Annotated in this window: 24 protein-coding genes, 1 tRNA gene and 1 pseudogene; 21 read left to right on the plus strand and 5 right to left on the minus strand. The window is 41.9% G+C overall.

The genetic code is table 11. The features are described 5' to 3' along the window. Positions 1–75: 75 nt before the first annotated feature. The 7 genes from DW059_RS08805 to DW059_RS08835 all read left to right on the plus strand — a co-directional run bounded on the left by DW059_RS08805 (position 76) and on the right by DW059_RS08835 (position 6,431). On the plus strand, positions 76–744 hold the full coding sequence (locus DW059_RS08805; protein WP_117698517.1) for a response regulator transcription factor: 669 nt from the start codon (positions 76–78) through the stop codon (positions 742–744). After that, positions 732–1,652, plus strand: coding sequence for a sensor histidine kinase (locus DW059_RS08810; protein ID WP_022243469.1), 921 nt, complete (start codon positions 732–734; stop codon positions 1,650–1,652). The genes DW059_RS08805 and DW059_RS08810 overlap by 13 nt, the downstream gene beginning before the upstream one ends. Beyond that, a complete protein-coding gene (locus tag DW059_RS08815) occupies positions 1,628–2,335 on the plus strand; it encodes an ABC transporter ATP-binding protein (RefSeq protein WP_330408355.1) in 708 nt (235 codons plus the stop codon). Before DW059_RS08810 ends, DW059_RS08815 begins: the two co-directional genes overlap by 25 nt. Then, the gene (locus DW059_RS08820; RefSeq protein WP_158552091.1) at positions 2,328–4,442 is read left to right on the plus strand and encodes an ABC transporter permease; all 2,115 of its coding nucleotides are present in this window, start codon (positions 2,328–2,330) and stop codon (positions 4,440–4,442) included. The genes DW059_RS08815 and DW059_RS08820 overlap by 8 nt, the downstream gene beginning before the upstream one ends. 35 nt (positions 4,443–4,477) lie before the next feature. Then, positions 4,478–4,879, plus strand: coding sequence for an FtsX-like permease family protein (locus DW059_RS08825; protein ID WP_117698519.1), 402 nt, complete (start codon positions 4,478–4,480; stop codon positions 4,877–4,879). A 101-nt stretch (positions 4,880–4,980) separates the two neighbouring features. Further along, a complete protein-coding gene (locus tag DW059_RS08830) occupies positions 4,981–5,499 on the plus strand; it encodes an RNA polymerase sigma factor (protein WP_117698520.1) in 519 nt (172 codons plus the stop codon). A gap of 110 nt (positions 5,500–5,609) precedes the next feature. After that, positions 5,610–6,431, plus strand: a complete 822-nt coding sequence (locus DW059_RS08835) for a hypothetical protein (protein ID WP_117698521.1) — start codon at positions 5,610–5,612, stop codon at positions 6,429–6,431. Positions 6,432–6,500: 69 nt separating this feature from the next. Here the strand turns inward: DW059_RS08835 and DW059_RS08840 are convergent. Further along, positions 6,501–6,580: transfer RNA gene (locus DW059_RS08840), tRNA-Leu, on the minus strand. Positions 6,581–6,629: 49 nt separating this feature from the next. After that, positions 6,630–6,881, minus strand: a complete 252-nt coding sequence (locus tag DW059_RS08845) for a kinase to dihydroxyacetone kinase (RefSeq protein WP_117698552.1) — start codon at positions 6,879–6,881, stop codon at positions 6,630–6,632. 259 nt (positions 6,882–7,140) lie between these two features. On the opposite strand from DW059_RS08845, the gene dltA reads away from it, so the two are divergent. The 11 genes from dltA (at position 7,141) to DW059_RS08900 (ending at position 17,023) form a co-directional block, all read left to right on the plus strand. Then, positions 7,141–8,679: a D-alanine--poly(phosphoribitol) ligase subunit DltA gene (dltA, locus tag DW059_RS08850; protein ID WP_117698522.1), complete on the plus strand. Its 1,539-nt coding sequence runs from the start codon at positions 7,141–7,143 to the stop codon at positions 8,677–8,679. Continuing rightward, the gene (dltB, locus tag DW059_RS08855) at positions 8,676–9,830 is read left to right on the plus strand and encodes a D-alanyl-lipoteichoic acid biosynthesis protein DltB (protein ID WP_117698523.1); all 1,155 of its coding nucleotides are present in this window, start codon (positions 8,676–8,678) and stop codon (positions 9,828–9,830) included. The genes dltA and dltB overlap by 4 nt, the downstream gene beginning before the upstream one ends. A gap of 86 nt (positions 9,831–9,916) precedes the next feature. Continuing rightward, the gene (dltC, locus tag DW059_RS08860; RefSeq protein WP_117698553.1) at positions 9,917–10,156 is read left to right on the plus strand and encodes a D-alanine--poly(phosphoribitol) ligase subunit DltC; all 240 of its coding nucleotides are present in this window, start codon (positions 9,917–9,919) and stop codon (positions 10,154–10,156) included. Positions 10,157–10,158: 2 nt separating this feature from the next. Continuing rightward, complete coding sequence (gene dltD, locus DW059_RS08865) at positions 10,159–11,355, plus strand: D-alanyl-lipoteichoic acid biosynthesis protein DltD (protein ID WP_117698524.1); 1,197 nt, start codon at positions 10,159–10,161, stop codon at positions 11,353–11,355. Then, the gene (locus tag DW059_RS08870; RefSeq protein ID WP_117698525.1) at positions 11,324–11,473 is read left to right on the plus strand and encodes a teichoic acid D-Ala incorporation-associated protein DltX; all 150 of its coding nucleotides are present in this window, start codon (positions 11,324–11,326) and stop codon (positions 11,471–11,473) included. Before dltD ends, DW059_RS08870 begins: the two co-directional genes overlap by 32 nt. A gap of 213 nt (positions 11,474–11,686) precedes the next feature. Next, positions 11,687–12,838: an ABC transporter substrate-binding protein gene (locus DW059_RS08875; RefSeq protein WP_117698526.1), complete on the plus strand. Its 1,152-nt coding sequence runs from the start codon at positions 11,687–11,689 to the stop codon at positions 12,836–12,838. Positions 12,839–12,935: 97 nt separating this feature from the next. Further along, on the plus strand, positions 12,936–13,811 hold the full coding sequence (locus DW059_RS08880) for a branched-chain amino acid ABC transporter permease (protein ID WP_117698527.1): 876 nt from the start codon (positions 12,936–12,938) through the stop codon (positions 13,809–13,811). Positions 13,812–13,820: 9 nt separating this feature from the next. Then, the gene (locus tag DW059_RS08885; RefSeq protein WP_117698554.1) at positions 13,821–14,900 is read left to right on the plus strand and encodes a branched-chain amino acid ABC transporter permease; all 1,080 of its coding nucleotides are present in this window, start codon (positions 13,821–13,823) and stop codon (positions 14,898–14,900) included. 1 nt (position 14,901) lies between these two features. Further along, positions 14,902–15,660, plus strand: a complete 759-nt coding sequence (locus DW059_RS08890) for an ABC transporter ATP-binding protein (RefSeq protein WP_117698528.1) — start codon at positions 14,902–14,904, stop codon at positions 15,658–15,660. Between the two features lie 13 nt (positions 15,661–15,673). Further along, positions 15,674–16,384 carry an ABC transporter ATP-binding protein gene (locus tag DW059_RS08895; RefSeq protein ID WP_117698529.1) on the plus strand — a complete coding sequence of 237 codons (711 nt, stop codon included), beginning with the start codon at positions 15,674–15,676 and terminating at the stop codon, positions 16,382–16,384. Between the two features lie 9 nt (positions 16,385–16,393). Continuing rightward, positions 16,394–17,023, plus strand: coding sequence for a cytidylate kinase-like family protein (locus DW059_RS08900; RefSeq protein WP_117698555.1), 630 nt, complete (start codon positions 16,394–16,396; stop codon positions 17,021–17,023). Between the two features lie 128 nt (positions 17,024–17,151). Here the strand turns inward: DW059_RS08900 and DW059_RS08905 are convergent, their stop codons facing one another. Both DW059_RS08905 and DW059_RS08910 read right to left on the minus strand, forming a co-directional pair. Beyond that, on the minus strand, positions 17,152–17,802 hold the full coding sequence (locus DW059_RS08905) for a potassium channel family protein (protein ID WP_117698530.1): 651 nt from the start codon (positions 17,800–17,802) through the stop codon (positions 17,152–17,154). A gap of 33 nt (positions 17,803–17,835) precedes the next feature. Then, a complete protein-coding gene (locus DW059_RS08910; RefSeq protein WP_117698531.1) occupies positions 17,836–19,179 on the minus strand; it encodes a TrkH family potassium uptake protein in 1,344 nt (447 codons plus the stop codon). Between the two features lie 302 nt (positions 19,180–19,481). Here DW059_RS08910 and DW059_RS08915 point away from each other — a divergent pair, with 302 nt between their 5' ends. Continuing rightward, positions 19,482–20,009, plus strand: coding sequence for a hypothetical protein (locus DW059_RS08915; RefSeq protein WP_117698532.1), 528 nt, complete (start codon positions 19,482–19,484; stop codon positions 20,007–20,009). A 29-nt stretch (positions 20,010–20,038) separates the two neighbouring features. After that, the gene (locus tag DW059_RS08920; protein WP_117698533.1) at positions 20,039–20,593 is read left to right on the plus strand and encodes a DUF1653 domain-containing protein; all 555 of its coding nucleotides are present in this window, start codon (positions 20,039–20,041) and stop codon (positions 20,591–20,593) included. On the opposite strand, the gene DW059_RS08925 is transcribed toward DW059_RS08920, so the two are convergent. Continuing rightward, positions 20,586–21,041 (minus strand): CYTH domain-containing protein, encoded by a 456-nt coding sequence (locus tag DW059_RS08925; RefSeq protein ID WP_117698534.1) that lies wholly within the window; start codon positions 21,039–21,041, stop codon positions 20,586–20,588. The genes DW059_RS08920 and DW059_RS08925 overlap by 8 nt on opposite strands. 193 nt (positions 21,042–21,234) lie before the next feature. On the opposite strand from DW059_RS08925, the pseudogene DW059_RS08930 reads away from it, so the two are divergent. Then, a pseudogene (locus DW059_RS08930) lies at positions 21,235–21,785 on the plus strand (DJ-1 family glyoxalase III). Positions 21,786–21,847: the final 62 nt, after the last annotated feature.

The following is a 21,847-nucleotide window of genomic DNA, read 5'->3' on the forward strand; positions in this document are numbered from 1 at the left end:
ATAGGAATGAACCGGGGAAAAGTAGAAAAGAAAAAAACGAATGACAACAGATAAGAAAAAGGATGTTTAGGGAAGATGGATAGAATATTAGTAGTGGAAGATGACCGGGAACTGAACCAGGGAATTTGCTTTGCACTGCAGCAGGCAGGGTATGAGACAGAAAGTGCCTATTCCATTCAGGAGGCAAAGCTTGCGGGTTTGCAGCAGGAATATTCGCTTATGATACTGGATGTAAATCTTCCGGATGGAGAGGGCTTTGGCTTTTGTAAATGGATTATGGAGCGCAGGAAAGTGAAGACCATGTTTCTTACGGCAAGAGATTTGGAAGAAGATGTATTATCCGGGTATGAACTGGGAGCAGAGGATTATGTGACAAAGCCATTTTCCATACATATTCTGCTAAAGAAGATAGCGGTCATTTTAAAACGGGAGACGGAAAATCCAAGAAATATTTATGAAGATGGATATCTGCGGATAGACTTTGACCGGGTCAAGGTAGAAATAGAGGGGAAAGAGTGCATGGTAACACCTACAGAATTTCGGATGTTACGCTTATTTATTGAACATGCAGGACAGCTGCTTTCTTATAATGTGCTGTTAGAGCAATTGTGGGACTGTGATGAAGCATATGTGGACCGACACACACTGGCAGTCAATGTGAACCGGCTCCGTGGAAAGATAGAGGATGCGGAACACAAATATATTTCAAATGTATATGGGATGGGATATCAATGGTTGCGATAGGAATAATAGCAGGCTGTGGCATTGTGATAAGTTATCTTCTAGTCAGACTGTATCGGCAGAAGAAGGAAATCTATGATTTTACGGAAGAACTACAGCGGTGTCTGACGCTGATGAAAGCAGGCGAAGACATTGGAAATGAAGCGGAGTTTAAGGACAGCCTTTGGGATAAGATTTATCAGGATTTGCAGGAGCTTATGGATGTTTGGAACAGGAAGAACCGACAGAGCCATAAGGAAAAAGAACAGATAAAAGAGTTGATTTCTGATATTTCCCATCAGGGTAGAACGCCAATGGCGAATATTAAAATATATCTGGAAATTTTAGAAGAGGAACAGGAAGATAAGGTGCGGCGGCAGGAGTGTATTGGAAAGCTGATAAAACAGACAGAACGGCTGGATTTCCTGATGCAGAGTCTGGTGAAGCTTTCGCGCCTGGAAACCGGAATCATAGAAATATGTGAAAAGGACACAAAGATTTTTGAAGTGTTAGGACTAGCGGTTGCGGCAGTGGTACCGGGAGCGGAAGCAAAAGAGATTTCTGTCCATGTGGACTGCCCGGAGACATTGAAACTGTTTTGCGATGCCAAGTGGACACAGGAAGCAATTTTTAATCTTTTAGAGAATGCAGTGAAATATACTCCAAAAGGGGGAAGCATCTATATTTCAGTAATGGAACAGGAGGTTTTTGGAAAAATCAGCATCCGGGATACCGGAAGGGGAATCCCTGCGGAACATCAGGCACAGATTTTTCAAAGGTTTTACCGGGAACCGGAAGTCCATGATGAGGATGGAATCGGGATTGGTCTGTATCTGGCACGAAAGATTGTGACGATGCAGGACGGCTATATGGAAGTGCATTCAGAAAGTGGAAAGGGGGCAGAATTTTGCATTTATCTGCCAATGAAATAAAAGAAGTAGTACGGACAGAGGAGTTAAAGAAATATTATCCGTTGGGAACCCATACGGTAAAGGCCTTAGATGGAGTGAACCTTACCGTAAAAGAGGGAGAATTTGTGGCAATCACCGGAAAGTCCGGAAGCGGGAAAAGTACGCTGCTGCATATGTTAGGAGCATTGGATGTGCCAACATCCGGAGAAGTCTATATTGATGGGAAAAGCCTTGCATCAATGACGAGGGAAGAGCAGGCAGTCTTTCGAAGAAGGAAGGTTGGTGTAGTATTTCAAAGCTATAACCTGATTCCTGATTTGAGTGTGTATGAGAATATTGTGCTGCCCATCGAGCTGGATGGAGGTTATGTGGACAAGGCATATATAGAAGAATTGTTAAGGCAACTGAAAATAGAAGATAAGCGGGATGCACTGCCGGATACGTTATCCGGCGGTCAGCAGCAGAGAACAGCAATTGCCCGGGCATTATCCTATAAGCCGGCTATTCTCTTAGCGGATGAACCCACGGGAAATCTTGATACACAGACCAGCCATGATGTTATGGGATTGTTAAAAACAGTGGCACGAAAATATCAGCAGACTACAATTCTGATTACCCATGACATGGACGTGGCGCAGTTGTCAGACCGGATTGTATACATGGAAGATGGGAAAATCAGGAAGGAACGAAAGCTCTATGCTTAAAAATAATAATCAGGCTGTCATCCGTAAGATGGCAGTCCGTTCCATAAGGAGCAACAGAAAGAAAAACAGCCTGTATCTTGTGGCAATTGTATTGGCGGTGCTGATGCTGTTTACGGTTATGCAGACAGGGGCTTCCTACATGCATATGCAGTATGTCTGGCGGCTGCATTCTGTGGGGGAACTCTATGATGGAATTCTGATGGGTGGAGTTACAAAGGAGCAGGAAGAAACAGTAAAAGCAGATCCTGGTATTGAGGTAGTTGGAATTACAGAATTTATGCTGGGAAACATCGGTGAAAAGAATATTTCTATCATATATGAGGATAAAAATTACCGGGAGAAAATGCATCAGCCCGGCATTCTGCATCAGGAGGGAAGGTATCCTGAGACAGCCGATGAGGTGATGGTTACAAAGACGCTGTTGGAAAAGCGGAAGTTGGAAAATCTTACAATTGGAGATACGCTGCTTTTAAGCTATCAGAAGAAAGATGGAACCCAGGTAGAAAAGCCCATGAAAATTACGGGCATCATAGATGACTATGAAGAAACTGCCAACTGTTTCGTGACGGAAGAGGTGTTTGAACAGGCAGGCTACAGCCAGGCAGACTATGGCTGTGGCATTCTCTACTATCAATATCGCTTCTGGTTTGCATCAGACCGGATAGAGAACCGGCTGAAAGAAGAATTAAATCTGGAACGGAAGCAGAACATTCAGACAACGTGGGACTGTGATAAGGTAAAGGGAATTTTTCTTGGAATGATAGGAATCATTATGTTAACCTGCCTCAGTGCCTATTTACTGATTTACAATATCATGTATTTATCCATAGAAGATAATATCCGCTATTATGGATTGCTTCGTGCTGTTGGAATGACAGAAAGCCAGATGCACCGGCTGTTGTGGCAGAAACAGATTATTCTAAGTGGAATCGGAATTTTAATGGGAATAGTTTTAGGATTTCTGACGTCCTATCTTGTGATTCCCGGAACAATCCGGGTACTGGGACTTCGCTCAGAAAAGATGGCTGTAACGATAAAACCGGAATTTCTGGTGCTGACGATTGCTATTATGGCAGTAACCGTCTATATTGCCAGCCGTAAGCCGGTAAGAGTAGCAGAGCGCATTTCTGTCATGGAGGCACTGGGATATCAGACTTCGAAGGTAGTCTATACCGGAAAGAAAAAACGAACCGGGAAAAATATTATTTACCGTCTGGCATGGCAGCAGCTGTGCCGTATGAAGAAGAAAACAATCCTTGTCATCCTTTCGCTATCAACCAGTCTGACTGTATTTCTATGTGTGGTAACGCTGGCGGGAAGTCAGAGCAAACGGACGGCAGAGTTACAATATATGGATGCTGATATGGAACTGACCAATAAGAGTATGGTGGCTGATACATCAGACTGGAAACAGTCTTTCGATGACACATTTTGTGATAAACTTTCCAAAATAGATGGAGTAAAGGAAATCCACAAATTAGATTACAGTACAATCGTCGTACCCTGGGAGCCGGATTTTTCGGATCAGTGGATGCGTGATTTCTATGACCAGTGGATGTATATAAAATATGACGATGTAAGAGAAGAATATCAGCAGAATCCGGAAGATTTTATGGCGCTGGTGGTTGGAATCGATGAAAAAACATTTCATTATATCAATCAGCAGAACGAAACGGCAATTGATGAAAAATCATTTTTGGAAGGGGAAAGCTGCCTTTTATGCCAGCAATATATGGGATATACCAATGCGGATGTCAAAAATAAGAAAATAAGCTTTTATTTTCCGGGGCAGGAAACAAAGAAATACAGCACATCTGTTGCAGGGCTGCAGAAGGATGACAGCCCATATCGTGGACCCAGCGAGGTAAGTTTATCTGTTGCGGGAATACAGGAGGATGACAGTCCGTATCTTGGCCCGAATGCTATGGGACCGACGATTATAATTTTAGTCAGTGACTCTTTTTTAGAGGATAAGGCAGAGAGCCTGTGGACATACAAGGTATCGGTGATTTATGACGAGGAATACGATAAGGAAACAGAAAAGAAAGTCAAAGAGCTGATACAGGATCTAAGGATGCAAAAAATATTACCTGGAGCAGCAAGTTAAAGGGTATCAAAGAGCAGAAGCCGGCAGAACAGAAGATGTGGCAGCTAGGAATGGGAATCGCTATAGTTTTGGGATTTATCGGTGTGATGAATTATATTAATACAGAGCTTGGCAGTATATCCGGCAGAAGGCGGGAAATTGCAATATTAGAAAGCATTGGCATGACCGGAAAACAACAGCGCAGGCTGCTTTTGACAGAAGGGATGTATTATGCGGGAATTTCGCTTTTCCTGACGGCAACGGTGGGACTTGGCATTGATGTGCTGTTGTTTCAGCGGATGAATTATCATAAGGTAGCATTTTCCATTCCTGTCATTCCGGTGGTTGTCATGATAGTGACACTGTTTGCACTGTGCATTTTCGTACCGTTGGCAGCAGGCAGATTTATGGAAGGAGATGGCACTCTGGTAGAGCGGATTCGTCATGTGGGAGAATAAAAAATAACTTTCACTGCAACCGTTTCTTCTGTTATTACAATATATAGGTGTAAGGGAAACATCCCAAAACAAATGACGGCGCGGTCTGGGAGAATGGAAACATGAACAAACAATTACTGGAACATTACATTGAGGCATACGGAACGGACATCTATTCTTTTTGTATCCGGATGACACAGAACCGGGAACAGGCAGAAGAACTCTATCAGGATACCTTTCTTGCAATGTGTGAGAAGGAGGACTGGAAGGAAGAGGGAAATGTCAAAAGCTATCTGCTTGGAATTACCATAAAGCTCTGGCAGAACCGGAAGCGGAAATTTGCCTGGCGAAAGCGAATCGCAGCGGAGATTCCCATATCGAAGGAGCAGGGACTGGAAGCATTTTCGGCAGATGAAAATTTAGAGCAGCATATGGTAAGCAAAGAAGAGCAGGAAGCCGTGTGGAAGGCTGTATACAAATTGCCGGAGCAGCTTCGCATCGTGATTCTTCTATATTATATGGAAGATTTCAAGGTGGCTGAGATTGCAGAAAAGCTGTCCCTCTCTATCAGTAATGTGAAAAGTAAACTGATGCGTGCACGTAGATATCTGAAGCAGGAATTGGAGGATTTTATCATATGAAACCAACCTTAGATGATTTATTACACAACTCCCTTATAGCAACTGATATTCCCTCGGAAGAACTCAACGAGAGGATTTTAAACCAGTCAACCCAAAAGGAGGTTGTACCTATGCGGAAGAAAGAAACGAAGAAACCATGGAAAATGGCACAGACAGCAGCGGCTGTGGCACTTCTTGTTTTAGTCACCGGCTGTGGTGTATATGCGGCAGAGCGGATCCTTGCACAAAAACAGATTGCTATTATTGATAATGAAACGGAATTTATGGAAAATGTCACAGAGACAACGATTCATTATGAAGAATTTTCAGGAGAAAATCTTGATTTTGCAGACAGCAAGGTGACCGACCGGACAGAGGAATTTATTCAAACTTCTGATTTCGTTGGAACCGTTACCGAAGGAACCAAGGATGATCTATGGAGCTTGAAGGCAGAAGAAAAGATTGATGGCAAAATAGAGGTGGGTTATGTCTATCCGAAATTAAGCGATGCTTTTAAAGACCAGAATATTGGCATTGACCTTTCTTATATAGAAGCAAATTATCCAACACTCTGGAGTGAAAAAGCCTGTCAGCTTTGCTATGATTCCAGGGATGCAGACACTTTTTCCCGGGGAGCATTCTTTGCCAGTTACCGGAAGGGAGACAGTCAGGCGGTGTCTATCCAGTATGAAGTATCGGATATAACAAATGAGGATGATTATATTTTTAAAGAAGCTTATGACAGCACCGGTACTTATACCACAGCAGATGGTGTGACACTGACCATTACCAGTCAAACAGCAGACAGCGGCTATACGATTACCTATGCCCACATGATTACGGAATATAGTGATTTCGTTCTGACATTGCGGGGAGATTTTTCAGAAGAAGAAAGCCATGTGATTTATGACAGCTTAAATCTTTCTTCTATCTGTGAGACTGGGAAGCAGTAGTGGAAATACCTGTGAAGGCATAATAAAAAACGGTTCAGGATAATTCCTGAACCGTTTTTGTGGTTGGACTGCGGGCAACAGGACTTGAACCTGCACGGTCTCCCACTAGAACCTAAATCTAGCGCGTCTGCCAATTCCGCCATGCCCGCAAGACAAGAACTATAATAATATAAAAATGCAGTTCATGTCAAGTGTAGATTAACCCTGAAGCCCCCGTGCCTGACGGTCCATATCTTCTACTACAATGTCATAGATTTCACCAAGACCTGCGCAGTATTCTAAGACCTTCCAAGGCTCGTTGGTGTGATAATGAATCTTAATCAGTTCTTCATCACCAACTGCCAGAAGGCAGTCTCCTTTGAAATTTTCAGTAAAGTAATCATTAATTGCATCCTCGTTTAGATTTTCCCCTTCAATTAAGAGCTGAGTGTCATATCTGAATTCTAACATCATCGAATCCTCTCTTTCTGTCTATTTCCCTTTTATCAGGAATAAATTTCAAACACAGTATAGCATAACGTGGTAAGAGAAGAAAGTATTTCATAAAGCAGCAGGACTTTGTTGAGACAGATTAACCAAGTAGAAAGTTTTAGATTTCTTTAAGAACTGCCTAAGCAAAGATTAATGTTCTTTAAGAATTCGTAACTGTGATATTCTTGTGATTTTATTGTGCTATAGTTGTCCCTAGAAAAAAGAAAAGAGGGATGATATGGATATTTTAAAGAACATCAGAGAAACTGCCCTGACACATCCGAAGCGGTGTGCAGTGCAAAGCAGAGAACAAAAGTTGACTTATGAGGAGTTAGAAGAATATTCCAACCGGCTTGCAGTATGGATTGCGAAGAACAGCCAGAACCGTAAGCGGCCGGTTATTGTATATGGACATAAGAACCCGTATATGGTGGTATGCTTCCTTGCCTGTGCCAAGGCAGGTAGAAGCTATGTGCCGCAGGATATCTGCATTCCGGTAAGCCGGGTGGATGAGACGGTATTAAGCGTAGAACCGGAACTGACCTTTGTGGTAGAAGGTGTTTATCAGACAGAAATCGGAATGGTAATCGGAAAAGAGAAGATAGAAGAAATCGTAAAACAGGAGACAAACGAGACCGATGTGCTACAGCCTCTGGCCAAAGATGAAGTATGGTATATCATATTTACTTCCGGAAGCACCGGAAAGCCTAAGGGCGTAGAGATTACAAGAGACTGCCTCAGCCATTATCTTGACTGGTCGGTGCAGTTAGGCAGCACCATGGAAGAAAAGGGCGGTGCCCATTTTATGAATCAGGCACCATTTTCTTTTGATTTATCGGTAATGGATTTATATACTTCCCTGGTCTGTGGCGGAACGCTTTATACCATGGATAAGAAGATGCAGAGTGACTATAGTGAGATGTTGGGCTTCTTAGAACAGTCAGAAATAGAAATCTGGGTATCGACACCGTCCTTTGCGGATATGTGTCTGGCAGACCGGAATTTCTGTGGGGAAAAGATCAAAGCCTTAAAACTTTTCTTATTCTGTGGGGAAGTGCTTACTACAGCTACGGTAGAGAAGTTAAAGGAACGTTTCCCGGAGGCAGTCATTATCAATACCTATGGCCCGACAGAATCTACGGTGGCAGTCACAGATGTGACCATAACAGAGAAATTATTGCAGGAGACCATTGCCCGGGGCAAATCCCTTCCGGTAGGCCATGAAAAGCCAGGAACTTATATCGAAATCTGGGATAAAGCCGGAAAAGTGTTGCCGGAAGGAGAACAGGGCGAGATTGTTATTATCGGAGATACGGTAAGCTGTGGTTATTATATGAGAGCAGATTTGACAAAGAAGGCATTTTTCCATTGTATCCTTGATGGAAAAGCTTACCGGGGTTATAAGACCGGAGATGCCGGATATTTAAAAGGCGGGCAGCTTTATTATAATGGAAGAATTGATTTGCAGGTGAAGCTGCATGGATACCGCATTGAAATTGAAGATATTGAGAATAACATGGTAAGACTTCCTCAGATTGACCATGCAGTCGTAGTGCCGAATCTGGAAGAAGGAAAGGTAAAGAGCCTGACGGCATTTGTGACAGGAGCACAGATGGCAGGAAAGAAAGCATCTGAGATTTCAAGACAGGTAAAAAACGGTCTGAAGGAATTCCTTCCGGGTTATATGATCCCAAAGAAAATAAAATATATCGAAAACATGCCAATGAATAACCATGGCAAGGCAGACCGAAAATATCTTGGAGGTCTGGCAGAATGAGTTTTTACAGCGGAGCACCATTCTTTGGCACATTGATTCTGTTATTGCTTTTCGCATTGATTCTTGGCTGTATGGAAAGGAGCCTGCGCTGGTATAACCTTATCGTATCCGGTGTAATGGTTGTCTGCGTGTTAGGCGGAAATCTGACGGCGCTTGCGTATTTTGCAGGATATTTTCTGATTGAGTGGATGCTGGTCAGAGGATATGAATACATAAGAAAGAAATATGGAAGAAAGGCAGCATTTTATCGCAGTTTTGTGCTGCTTTCCATTCTGCCACTTGCATTATGTAAATTATGTGATCTTCCATGGTTAAAGGAGATGAATCTTTTTCAGTTTACCGGAATTTCCTATCTTACGTTCCGGGTGGTGCAGATTATCATTGAACTTTATGATGGCACCATAGAAGAGGTGAAAATCCTTGATTTTTCAGCATTTTTAATCTTTTTTCCAACCTTTAGCTGTGGACCCATTGACCGGAGCAGAAGATTCTTGGAGGATTATCATAATGTGCCGGGAAGAAGAGAATATCTTGAGCGGTTTGGAATTGGTTTACAGAAGCTTGTTTTAGGAGCAGCATATAAATTCGTATTTGCGGATTTCTTCTATCAGATTATGAACCAGTTCATGAACCAGACAGCAGGGAATATGGTTTGTTATGCATACAGCTATGGTTTTTATATGTTTTTTGATTTTGCGGGATACAGTCTGATGGCAGTGGGAACCGGCTATATGCTTGGCATCTGCGTACCGGATAACTTTAAGAAACCGTTTATCAGCCGGGATATGAAAGAATTCTGGGCAAGATGGCATATTTCCCTGTCCGAGTGGTTCCGGGATTTCGTCTTTTCCAGATTTATGATGTTATCCATGCACAAAAAATGGTTTAAAAGCAGATTAAACGGTGCAGCAGCAGGCTTTCTTATCAATATGCTGGTGATGGGTGTGTGGCATGGTCTGACGGTGCATTATATTTTGTACGGACTCTATCATGGCATATTGCTGGCAGTTACGGAAATCTATCAGAAGAAGTCGAAGTTCTATAAGAAATATAAGAAGAAAACCTGGTATGCACTGGCATCATGGGGAATCACATTAAATCTGGTGATGTTTGGTTTCCTGATTTTCTCAGGACATTTTATTACAATTTAGGTTATCCCAACTTATATATAGAAGAAAAATTTTAGATGCAGAATCATTTGCAAAGAAAAATAGAAAGAGAAAAAGGAGATTATAAGATGAAAGAAAAGATTTTGGATATTATTGAAAAAGTATGTGAGGATGACAGCATCCGGGAAGACCTTACGATGAATCTTTTTGAAGAGGATTTACTGGATTCCTTAAGCTTTGTAGCACTTCTGGTGGAACTTGAGGATAACCTTGGTGTTGTAATTTCACCATCGGAAGTAACAAGAGAGGATATGGATACACCGGAGAAAATTATTGCGCTGGTAGAAGCGAAAGCACAGGAGAAGTAAGCATGAAAACGATAAAAGCATTTGCAGTTTCGCTGCTGTTATGCGCACTTACGATAGTGGGACTGCATTTATACAGCGGCAGAGGTTTTTCGGCAGAGGGAAAAGCAGGCACCTGGGTCAGTGATGCAAAATCCCAAAGCGGCAGTACATTAAAGAAGATGGCAGCCGATGAAAATGCATTGCTGATATTCGGCTCTTCGGAGCTGCGGCATGGACAGGGCAGTGGATTCCATGGAGATACGATTTTTGATGGTGCGGATATGGATCCCATTTATGTAGGAAAAGCAGGGTATCAGAGCCTGACCCATGCCATTACGCTGGGCGCGGTGGGCAGTCAGGCAGCCAATAAGAAGGCAGTATTAATCGTTTCGCCCCAGTGGTTTAAAGAAAATGGAGTAAAATCCACGGCGTTTGAAGCTGCTTTTTCAGAAGAAGAATATATTGCATTGCTGGAAAATCCGGATATCAGTCAGGAAACCAAAGATTATATCAATGGCAGACTGCAAAATATCATGGCAGATAATGAAAACATGTCAGAAAGAGTAAAAAAAGCCAGGGAATGGTATCAGCCGAAGGATGATAATACAGCAGAACAACCAGGCTGGCTGGAGCAGAAAAAAGCAGATTTTCATAAGGTACTGTTGGAAGAAAAGAATAATTATAAAGTGATGGCAGAGGCACTGATGGATGGAATCAGCAATCATAGGAGCAGGGAAAGTGGTGCAAAGCTGTCACAGGCTACCTGGGAGCAGCTTCGAAAGGAAGCTGAAACAGAAGGACATAAGCTTTCGGATGGCAACGACTATGGCATGTTTGACAGCGTATATAAAGGAACGTACCAGACGCTGATTGCCAATGGAAAACATAAGAATCCGAAGTACACCTTAGATTCCATGGAATTTTCGGATTTGGAATGTTTTTTGTCAATTTGCAGGGAGGAGGGAATAGAGCCTTTGGTAGTAATCCTTCCCTTTAATGGATACTGGTATGATTATACGGAACTGACGGCAGAAGAGCGGAGTGCATTTTATGAAAAGATAAGATGCATAGCAGAAGATTATGGTGTGCAGTGTGCCGATTTGAGTGGAAATGAATATACAGAGTATTACTTTGAGGATAATTCCCATCCAGCATTGAAAGGACTGGTAGATTTAAATGAAGCGATTTATGAATTTTATCGGAAAGATAAGACAGAATGAGAAGGCAGTATTTCTTGGTAAAGTGATTTTCTTTTACCTGCTGCTGATGATTCTATGGATGCATTTTATGCTGGCAAAGGATTCTGCAGCACCGGCGTTTATTTATGAGCAGTTTTAAACTATACCGGTTTGGAATGCGATATATAACCTGCGGTATATATTAAAATAAATCAACCTAGTAAAATCAATACGTCTTTAGTACTTTAACGCGGTGAAGGGCATGAAAAACCTAGAAAAATCAAGGAGTAGCAGGGAAAATGAGTATTGCTTTTCAAATTTTCATGTAGTAAGATAAGGCACATGAAACCTAGGAGTTAAAGGAGGAACTATTATGAAGAAAAAAATAGTCAGTGTAATACTGGTCGCAGCGATGGCAGTTGGATGCCTTGCAGGTTGTGGCTCAAAAGAAGCAAAAAATGAAGATGCATTCTATATCGGAGGAATTGGACCGGTTACCGGTGATGCAGCAATTTACGGAACAGCCGTTCAGAACGGTGCACAGATTGCTGTCGATGAGATTAATGAAGCCGGTGGAATTAACGGTCATCAGATTGAATATAATTTCCAGGATGATCAGGGAGACCCTGAAAAAGCAGCAAACGCATACAACACCTTAAAAGACTGGGGTATGCAGGTATTAATGGGAACTGTTACAACAGGTCCTTGTGTATCTGTGGCAGATTTAACTGCAGCAGATAATATGTTCCAGATTACACCATCTGCATCATCTACAGATGTAATCAAGAACGACAATGTATTCCAGGTATGCTTTACAGACCCTGCACAGGGAACAAAATCCGCACAGTATATCGGTGAGAATAACCTTGCCAAGAAAGTGGCAATTATTTACAACAGTTCAGATATCTATTCATCAGGTATCGAAGCAAAATTCGTAGAAGAAGCAGCAAACCAGAACTTTGAGGTAGTTGCAGAAGAAGCATTTACTGCAGATTCCAAGACAGATTTTTCTACACAGTTACAGAAAGCAAAAGATGCAGAAGCAGATTTGGTATTCCTTCCAATCTACTATACAGAAGCATCTATTATCTTAACCCAGGCAGATTCTATGGGATATGCACCGACATTCTTCGGATGCGACGGTATGGACGGAATCTTAGGTGTTAAGAACTTTGATACTTCTTTAGCAGAAGGACTTATGTTATTAACACCGTTTGCAGCAGATTCGAAAGATGAAAAAACTGCAAACTTCGTTTCTAAATATGAAGAGAAATATAAAGATACACCAAACCAGTTTGCAGCTGATGCTTATGATGCAATTTATGCAATCAAAGCAGCATTGGAAGAAGCAAATGCAACACCGGATATGAGTGCTTCTGATATTTGTGATTTATTGAAAGACGCAATTACAAAAGTCAACATTGATGGTGCAACAGGTAGCGGAATGACATGGTCAGCAACTGGTGAAGTAAACAAAGATCCTAAAGCGGTTGTAATTCAGAATGGTGAATACGTAGGAATGTAATGTATTTTATCAGATAAGCCAAAGAGGGGTTGCCAATGGCAGCCCCTTTTATGTATTATAGAGGTATATATTCTAAGAGAAAGCAAGAGGTGTTGTTATGAGATTCATAACGTATTTAATCAACGGTATCAGCCTTGGCAGCATCTATGCAATCATTGCACTGGGTTACACCATGGTGTATGGAATTGCTAAGATGCTGAATTTTGCCCATGGTGATGTTATCATGATTGGCTGCTATGTCGTATTTATGACAATGAGCGGCATGAACATGAACCCGCTTTTGAGCGTAATCCTTGCAGTTGTAGTCTGCACTGTGCTTGGCGTGATAATTGAAAAAGTGGCATATAAGCCTTTGCGTAAGGCATCTCCACTGGCAGTATTGATTACCGCAATTGGTGTCAGCTATTTGTTGCAGAATATTGCATTACTGATATTTGGTGCAGATACCAAATCCTTTAGTTCTGTGGTTCCACTGCAGAATATTAAGATTGGCGGAATTACCATAACCGGTGTTACGGTAGTGGCAGTCCTGGCATGTATTGTTATCATGATTGGTCTGATGATTTTTATTAAAAAGACAAAAGCAGGACAGGCAATGCTGGCAGTATCCGAGGATAAGGATGCAGCACAGCTTATGGGGGTAAATGTTAACGGGACAATTTCACTTACTTTCGCAATTGGTTCCGGACTTGCGGCAATTGCAGGTGTGTTACTGTGTTCAGCATATCCGACACTGACTCCATATACCGGCGCTATGCCTGGTATCAAAGCATTTACTGCAGCTGTATTTGGTGGAATCGGTTCCATTCCGGGAGCATTTATCGGAGGAATCCTTCTTGGTATTATCGAAATCTTAGGAAAAGCTTATATTTCTTCACAGCTTTCCGATGCTATCGTTTTTGCCGTGTTGATTATTGTGTTATTGGTTAAGCCTACCGGTATTCTTGGTAAGCCAATTCATGAGAAAGTGTAGGTGGCAGGAATGAGTAAAATGAATTTAAAAACAATGAAGAAGACAACAAAGAGTAATCTGATTACATATGCTATGGTAATCGTCATTTTTGCCGTAGTACAGATTCTGGTAGCAACCGGAAGCATGTCCAGTCTGATGCAGGGACTTTTGGTACCCCTTTGTACTTATTCTATCGTTGCAATCGGATTGAACCTCTGTGTAGGCTATCTGGGTGAATTAAGTCTTGGTCATGCAGGCTTTATGTGTGTCGGCGCATTTTCCAGTGCTTTCTTTACCAGATGTATGGAAAATTCACCGATGAATCCAACCCTGCGTTTTATCATCGCTTTATTAATCGGAACTGCTGTTGCAGCATTCTTTGGATTCTTAATCGGAATTCCGGTACTTCGTTTAAGAGGTGATTACCTTGCAATCGTAACACTGGCATTTGGAGAGATTATCAAGAATGTCATCAATGTTCTTTATGTAGGCAAAGATGAAAACGGTCTGCATTTTGCAATCAATGACAACAAGGCTCTTAATATGTCGGGAACCGGAGAAATGATTATCGATGGTGCAAAGGGAATCACCGGAACACCAAGACAGTCTACTTTCTTAATCGGTGTTATTTTAATTCTGGTTGCATTGTTTGTAGTATTTAATCTGGTTAATTCCAGAAGCGGCCGTGCTATCATGGCAATCCGTGATAACCGTATTGCAGCAGAATCCGTTGGCATTAATATTACAAAGTTTAAACTGATGGCATTTACTATTTCAGCAGCAATCGCAGGAGCAGGTGGAGTGCTTTATGCACATAACCTTTCCAGCCTGATTGCCCAGCCGGCAAACTTTGGATACAATATGTCCATCATGATTCTGGTATTTGTCGTACTCGGTGGAATGGGAAGCTTCCGTGGTTCCATTATTGCAGCCGTAGTACTGACCATGCTTCCGGAAGTATTGCGTGGACTGCGTGATTACCGTATGCTGATTTACGCAATTGTTCTGATTGCAATGATGCTCTTTAACTGGGCACCGGCAGCAATTACCTGGAGACAGACACATTCTTTGAAGAATTTATTTGCAAAGAAAACGAAGGAGGTACAATAAGATGGCAATGTTAGAAGTAAAGAATCTTGGAATTTCCTTCGGTGGACTCCGGGCGGTAGATGGATTTGAAATGCAGATTGAAAAAGGTCAGTTATACGGACTGATTGGACCGAACGGTGCAGGTAAAACAACCGTATTTAATATGCTTACCGGTGTATACAAACCGGATGATGGAAGCATTGTACTGGATGGAAAAGATATTACCGGAAAGAAAACCATAGATATTAATAAAGCCGGAATTGCAAGAACCTTCCAGAATATCCGCCTTTTTAAAGACCAGTCCGTGCTGGATAATGTAAAAGTCGGACTGCATAATCATCATACTTATTCTACTTTAACCGGAATTCTAAGACTTCCGAAGTATTTTAAAGTAGAAGCAGAGATGAATGAAAAGGCAATGGAGCTGTTAAAGGTATTTGGTCTTGAGGATGAAGCAGATTATCTGGCATCCAATCTTCCGTATGGTAAACAGCGTAAACTGGAGATTGCAAGAGCACTGGCAACTGAACCAAAACTTCTGCTTTTAGATGAGCCGGCAGCCGGCATGAACCCAAATGAAACCAAAGAATTAATGGATACCATCCGCTTTGTAAGGGATGAATTTGATATGACCATTCTTCTGATTGAACATGATATGAAACTGGTATCCGGTATCTGTGAGAAACTGACTGTATTGAACTTCGGCCAGGTACTGGCAAGCGGAAATACCAGTGACGTATTGAATAATCCACAGGTTATCAGGGCATATCTGGGCGAATAGGAGGGATGATAAAATGGCAATGCTTGAAATAAAAGATTTGGAAGTATATTACGGCGTGATTCAGGCAATTAAAGGGATTTCCTTTGATGTCAATGAAGGAGAAGTCATTGCATTAATCGGAGCCAATGGTGCAGGTAAGACAACTACACTGCAGACAATCACCGGAATGCTCAGTGCCAAAAAGGGAAGCATTCTTTTTGAAGGAACAGATATCACCAAGGTTCCGGGACACAAGATTGTATCCATGGGAATGGCACATGTTCCGGAAGGAAGACGTGTATTTGCAGAGCTTTCTGTATATGAGAACTTAAAGCTGGGTGCATATACCAGAAAAGATAAGCAGGAAATTGCAGAGTCTTTAGAGCGTGTATACAAGAGCTTTCCAAGATTAAAGGAACGTAAGAATCAGCTGGCTGGAACCTTAAGTGGTGGCGAACAGCAGATGCTTGCCATGGGTCGGGCGTTGATGAGTAAGCCGAGGATCATCCTTATGGATGAGCCGTCCATGGGATTGTCTCCAATCTTTGTAGAAGAGATTTTTAACATTATCAAAGAAATATCTGCATCCGGTACAACTGTTCTACTGGTAGAACAGAATGCAAAGAAAGCATTATCGATTGCAGACCGTGCATATGTACTGGAAACAGGTAAAATTGTATTGAGCGGTGATGCCAAAGAGCTTATGAATAATGAGTCTATTAAAAAGGCATATTTAGGAGAGTAGGTGTTAAATATGAAACATACGGTAATAACCATTGCAAGAAGTTATGGAAGCGGCGGAAGAACGCTGGGTAAGAAGCTGGCAGAAGAACTTGGAATTCATTGCTATGACCGTGAGTTAATAAGAATGGCTTCTGATGAAAGCGGAATCAATGAGGCATTGTTTGGAGAGGCAGATGAGAAACTGCGTAAGATGCCACTGTTTCGTATTGCGAAGAAAGCATATCATGGGGAAGTGCTTCCACCGGATAGTGATGAGTTTGTATCCAACGACAATCTCTTTAACTATCAGGCGAAAATTATCCGTGAGGTAGCCAAAGAAGAGTCCTGTATTATTATCGGACGTTGTGCGGATTATGTTTTAAAAGATTGTGATTATGTAAAGAGTCTGTTTTTCTACGCACCGCGTAAGGACTGCATTGAACGTGTCATGCAGCAGAATGGTGGAACTAAGAAGGGTATTGAAAAGAAGATAGACACCATTGATAAGTATCGCGCAGATTATTACAAATACTATACCGGCAGGGAGTGGAACGATGCCAGAAATTACGATTTCTGTCTGGACACTACATCCTTAAGTTATGAGAAGCTGGTACAGGTTGTAAAAGCATATTTAGAAATCAGTGAGGCAGAGGAGCCTTAGGAACAATATTGTAGCAGAATATGAGAAAGAAGAGGTATCTGATGATTCGGGCATCGGATACCTCTTCTTTCAATGCTTATGCGGGTAGTGGGAAAACGCTGGACTTGTAAAGAATGTTTTCTGTAGTTTTACAGTTTCTTTAAAATTTTATCGATGTCATTTCTGTGGCCTAATATCATCAGATGGTCCGTGTCTTTAAAAATATAATTGGCATCCGGCAGCAGGCTCATGACACCATCTGTTTTAATACCGATGATATTGGCATGATAGCAGGCACGGAAATTTAGATCCTTAATACTCTTTCCAATCCATTCTGGTAATGGCGGAATCTCATAAATGGAGAAGCCACCGCCTAATTCAAAGTAGTCAAAGACCTGGTCGGCAGAGAAACGGACTGCAGTTTTTTCAGCGATATCCCGGTCAGGGTAGATAACTTCGTCAGCACCGTTCCGCAGCAGAAATTTGGCATGAATATCACGGTTTGCTTTGCTGACGACATATCTGGCACCCATTTCCTTAAGCAGGCTTGTAATCTCTAAGCTGCTCTGGAAATTACTTCCGATACAGACAAAGCAGACGTCAAAATTGCCAACACCTAAAGTGGCAAGTACTTTTTCATTGGTGCAGTCACCAATTTTTGCACTGGTGACAAAAGAGAGAACATCTTCCATTACGGCTTCATTCTCGTCCACAACCATAATCTCATTATCCAGTTTGGATAAGTCTTTGCAAAGGTGAGTGCCAAATCGGCCCAGTCCAATAATTAAAAATGATTTCATAGAATCCTCCTAGTATAATCAAGATATTTGATATTAACCGACATTGATTTTTTCTACCGGCTGCATCACATGCGCAATCCTTTTCTTATCCGTAAATGATAAGGCAAAGGAAAGGCTTCCCAGTCGTCCTAAATACATTAACAGAATTAGAATGATATGACAGCTGGTACTAAGGCTGCTTGTAATACCGGTTGACATTCCGACAGTGTCAAGAGCTGAAAATGCTTCAAAAGCCACATCAATGACTGGATAACCGGAAATAGCAGTAATTGCCAGTGTGGCGCTGAGTGCCAGCGTCAACTGGAACATAAGGACGACGACTGATTTGGTGATAACAGATTCTTCCAGTCTGCGTCCGAAAATATTTGTTCCGGTAGTACGGGTTAAGGTGGAACGTACGGATAACAATAGAACAAATATGGTTGTAACCTTTACACCGCCGGCAGTAGAACCCGGGGCACCACCGATAAACATAAATACAATAGAAAGAAATTTACTGCTTTCGCTTAACGCACCATTATCAACAGCGTTAAAACCGGCAGTTCGTGGGGTAACAGTACAGAAGAAAGAATTCAAAAGCTGTTCTCCGAAACTCATACCGGCAAATAAGCGGTTATGCTCAAAAAGATAAAAGAGCAGCGTGCCGCCAAAGAGGCAGACTGCAGTAGCACTTAAAACCATTTTGGTCTGCAGGGCATAGTGGCGGCAATGCAGCCCGTGTTCCCTAAGGTCATTCCATACAAAGAAACCAATACCACCAATCAGGATCAGGGCACTGATGGTAAGAATTACTATAGGATCATTGTAGAATCTGGTAATGGATGAAAATGGACTGTAACGCCCCATTAAATCGAATCCTGCATTACAAAAGGCTGAAATAGAATGGAAGATACCATAATAGATGGCATGTAAAACATCCATGTCTTTCAGAAAACGCAGTGTAAGAATGAATGCACCCGACATTTCAAAAAGAAACGTGCCTCCGATGACACGGCGGACAAGCCGCACGACACCGCCGATTTCAAGGGTGTTTAAACTTTCTTTAATAAGACCACGCTGTTTCAGCCCGATTTTCTTGCGTAACATCAAAGAAACAGTAATACCAATGGTGATAAAACCAAGACCACCAATCTGAATCAGAACTAATAAAACAAGCTGTCCGAAAATGCTCCAGTGGGTAAAGGTGTCAACCAGAACCAGACCGGTTACACAGGTAGCACTGGTTGAGGTGAAAAGGGCAGTTATAAATGGAGTCCATTCACCATTCCGGCTGGAAACCGGAAGCATCAGAAGTATGGTTCCGATAAAGATGAGCAATAGAAAACCAAGCGCTATCATCTGTGTACCGGACATACGTTTTTCAAATTTCCCAAACATAATAAAATTCCTATTCCTGATTTAAATAATTTTCGATAAATCTTATTTATCTATTATAGTAATTTTACTCCGTTTTGTCCATTGCCAAATGGAGAAAGGCAGTGTCCCTTGCAGGCTTTATCTGCATCCGTACTCGACAGACAGTCCTGTGATTGTGTCAAAGCAACGAAAAGACAGTCTGACAGCAAGAAAAAATTATAGAATGAGTTGTTGTCTTAGCTGGTTTGTTTGAGTATAATAAAATAATAGGGTAAACTTGAAAAGAAAAAACTTGAAGAGGATAGAAAAAGGAAGGTTTTTATATGGGACTTTTTATTGTATTTATCATTATTATTATATATGTTGCTTTGTCCCAGAGTGTAAAGCAAAGCAATAATCAAAACAGGCGTGGAAATAATCCGGCTATGGGGCGGCCGCCACAGCAGATATATCGTCCACAGATGAACCAGCCGCAGCGTACATATCAGCAGGTGCCAAACCAGCAGCATACATATCAGCAGACCATGAACCAGCCACAACGGGCATATCAGCAGGCACCAGTCCAGCCGCATCCCATGTATCAGCAGGCACCTGATCCGCAGATGAACAGACAGCAGGCACAGCAGCAGTTAAAGAACCGGCTGGCGGGAAAATATCAGTCTGCAGCGGCAGAGGAAATGTCTGCCATGGAAGTAATAGAACCGATGGAATTTACTTATGATATTCCACAAAGTGATAATATGAAGAAAGTGCAGGAGCTGATGGTAACTGGCTTCAGCGGCAATCTGAATTTTGAAAGAGATTTTGTGGCAGAAGGAATTGAAATGTTAAACCGTTTTGAATTACAGTAAAGAGCATAGATAAGTGGAGGATGACAGCAATGGAAGGCAGAAGACCGGCAACCGGGGAGATTTACAGACATTTTAAAGGAAAATTATATCAGATTGTAGCCATAGCAACACACAGCGAAACAAGAGAAGAACTGGTGATTTATCAGGCACTTTACGGAGCTTATAAAGTATATGCAAGACCGCTTGCCATGTTTGTAAGCGAAGTTGATCATGAGAAATATCCGGCAGCAGAGCAGAAATACAGATTTGAAAAAGTAAAACTGCAGGAAGAAGCAACTCCACAGGAAGCGGTAAAGGTTAGTCAGGAGACAACACAGCCGCAGGCAACAGCCCAGCCGCAGGAAACTTCAGAATCCGAAGAACAGGCGAATCCGTTCCTGCTGCGTTTCTTAGATGCAGATACTTATGAGGAGAAATATAAGATTTTAAATGAGATGGAAAATGATATTACAGACCGTCTGATTAATGATTTTTCCGTAGTATTGGATGTGGTGATTCCGGAAGGAGATTTAACCGGCCGTTATATACAGTTAAAGCAGTGCGTGGCAACCATGTGCCGTTATGAGACTACCCGCCTTAGGTAGGCAGTCCCACACGACTCAAAGTGCTGTTGTGATAATCAGAGGAGAAGGTGACATCTTTCCCAAACCACTTCGGTGGAAGGAAGGATTCAGCTTCTTCTTTTGTTTCAAATTCCACTTCGGCTAATTTTAACGGAGCAAGGTCTCCTTCGAAAATATCAAGCTCAATGGTCAGCCTGCCAGTCAATGGAATCAGATAGCGCTTCTTGGAAATGATAATACCATCTGCTTTTTGAATCAGATGCCGGTAAGCCTCTTCATTCAGAGGAAGATTATATTCTTCCCGCACCATAAGACCGGAGCCTTTGTAAGTAAGAATATATTTGTCATTGGAGCGGCGCACCCGCACTACAGGGTCCGTATTGAGATACCCCTGCTCAATGACTTTGCAGGAATAGTCTTTTAAATCAAAAGGAATCTCATCAATTAAATATTTACGTTCAATTTCCATAATAGCCTCCATATAGTCAGGAAAATAATGATACATTTATTGTAAAATATTTTAAAATCCACTGCAACCATGGAATTGAAAAAGCGCAGTAACCATGCTAACATAAGAGACAGCATAGAAAAATTTCGTGTTAGAAAATTTAATATCAGAAAATGTAATATCAGAAGAGAATAGAAAACAGGAGGAAGATAATATGAAGAAAATCGGAATTTTTATGGCGGATGGCTGTGAAGAGATTGAAGGACTTACCGTAGTGGATGTGGTACGCAGAGCAGGAATTGCGATTGATATGATTTCCATTACCGGAAAGAAAGAAGTGGCAGGAGCCACGGAATTACGTTTGCAGCAGATGTACTGGCAGAGGAAGCTGATTTTGACAGCTATGATGGAATTGTACTGCCGGGCGGAATGCCTGGAACCTTAAATCTCGGAAAGCATGAAATTGTAAAGAAAGTGATTACATCTTATGCAGCAGGCGGCAAACTTACTGCAGCAATCTGTGCTGCACCAAGCGTATTGGGTGAGAATGGAATATTAGAGGGTAAACATGCAGTCAGCTATCCGGGGTTTGAAGAAAAGCTTCTTGGAGCCAGGGTCGGAGCAGAAAAAGTTGCAGTAGATGGCAACATCGTTACCAGCCGGGGCATGGGAACAGCCATTGAATTTGCCATGGCTATTGTAAAGTGGCTGGATCCACAGGCAGATATTGATGCGATGGAAGCAAATATCATGTATTTTAAATAAAAATAACCAGAACTTACCAACATAATTTATTCTCTGGAAGCCATACTAAAAACAGGATAAGC

It is taken from the genome of Roseburia sp. AF42-8, assembly GCF_003435965.1.
Lineage (GTDB): Bacteria > Bacillota > Clostridia > Lachnospirales > Lachnospiraceae > Roseburia_C > Roseburia_C amylophila.